This window comes from Actinomadura monticuli (assembly GCF_041463655.1).
GTDB classification, from domain to species: domain Bacteria; phylum Actinomycetota; class Actinomycetes; order Streptosporangiales; family Streptosporangiaceae; genus Spirillospora; species Spirillospora monticuli.
This window is the reverse complement of record NZ_JAXCEI010000045.1, coordinates 1-1,739: the sequence shown is the minus strand read 5'-3', so window position 1 is coordinate 1,739 and position 1,739 is coordinate 1. Positions and strand designations below refer to the sequence as shown.

Annotated in this window: 1 protein-coding gene; it reads right to left on the bottom strand. The window is 69.6% G+C overall.

The window, feature by feature from the left end; translation table 11 throughout:
* Window positions 1–31: 31 nt before the first annotated feature.
* The gene (locus tag SM611_RS37575; RefSeq protein WP_371955169.1) at window positions 32–1,615 is read right to left on the bottom strand and encodes an IS1634 family transposase; all 1,584 of its coding nucleotides are present in this window, start codon (window positions 1,613–1,615) and stop codon (window positions 32–34) included.
* Window positions 1,616–1,739 lie beyond the last annotated feature (124 nt).

Here is a 1,739-nt window from a genome sequence, read left to right as displayed (position 1 = left end):
GCTAGCCCCGTTTTCCGCACATGAGTGATCGTCAGCGGAGTTGTCGCGGGTCGATGTCCAGCAGGTCCAGGAGATGGAGTTGGACGGGTGTGGGCTGGGGGATGACCGGTGGGTCTTGGCCTTGTCCGGGGATGATCTTCATGGTGGCGAGGGTCTGGAGGATGAGTCGGCCGGTGGGGATGGCGGGCCGTCCGGCGTACAGGCCCGGTACCTTGGTGCGGCCTTGTGCGGCGAGGCTGTGTCTGACCTGGCGTTCGATCAGGCAGAAGATCAGCAGTGCGAGGCAGATCACGGTGACCAGGGCGGCGATGCGCCGGTTGTTCTTCAAGAACAGGGCGGCGACGGCCAGTGGTCCTTTGAAGGCGGAGTAGCGGCGTTCGACCGCTTCCTGGCCTTTGTAGAGCACGAGCACCTGGGCGGCGTCGGCCTGGTCGGGCGGCAGGTTGGTCAGCAGCGCGTACCAGCCGTCGGTGGCGGCTTCGGCGTCGATCGCGTCCTGGTCGAACCACCAGTGCAGGGTGGGTTTGCCGGTGTCGGGGTCGGTGCCGGCCTCGGCGCGCAGATAGGCGCCGACCCGGCGGTCCTTGCCGATCGCGGTCAGGCGGGCCTGGACTTTCTCGACGGTCGGGTAGTGGCGGGTGCCCAGCCCGCGTTCCAGTCGCTGCAGGTCATCGCGGGCCCTGTCGAGTTTCTTGGCGCGGGCGGTGGCCGCGGCCTGTGCCCGCGCGCTGGAGTGCACGAACACCCGCCGCAGCGCAAGGACCGGGTCGCGTTTGCGGGGCCCGGCCAGGCTCATGGCGTCCTCGACCACATGCCAGGCACCGCGGCGGTCGGCGGGTTTGCCCGCATCGCGCTGAGCGACGTGGTCAACCCCGGTCGCCCGCTCCAGCGACAGGCCGGCCAACTGCGCGGCGGGAACGTAGGTCTTGGAGGCCGGTGCGACGAAAGTGACACCGTCGGCGTCCATCGCGGCCAGGTTGGCATAGGAGACCAGTTTGGAGTCCCCGACGATCAGCATCCTGGCCGGGGTCGCCAGCCGCTGCAGCGCCTTCATGACCGGGACGACCTGCCCGACCTCCCCGGCGCCGCCGTCGAAGGCGCGGTGGAACACCGGCACACCGCCGTCCCCGCTGACCGCGATCCCGGCCTGCACCTGCTTCAGATCTGGGCGGCGGTCCTTGGGGTGGCCGAACCGGGGGGCGGCGAACCCCTCCTGAACCTGCTCGTAGTCGCCGTGCATCGAGACCGAGGTCATGTCCCAGTGCAGCCGGGCCACATCGATCCCGAACGCCTCGATCGCCGCCACCCCGACCGATCCGACGATCCGGTCCAGGTGCGGCGCGATCGCATCCAGCGCCCGCCCGATCCGGTCGTCGTTGAGCAACTCGGGCTCGACCCCCAGAGCCTCGCCGACCGCCCAGTCCCGCGCCCACGCCTGCACATGCACCAGCGGAGCGGGCGAGGTCAGCCGGTTGGCGACCAGCGCCTCGATCACCTGCCCATGGGTCAGCCCGGCCACATCACGCACCGGACAGGCCTCATCGACGAGGTCACGGATCCTGAGCCGGGAACCGAAACCGGCCACCACCGGCAACGCCCCCAGCGGCTTCTCCACCGACCGGCCACCGAACCGCGCAGGTTGTCTCACAACCCCACACGCTGCCCGTCCCGCAGATCCAGGACCAACCCGACGCACCGATCACCCCCAAAGATCCACATGTGCGGAAAACGGGGCTAGC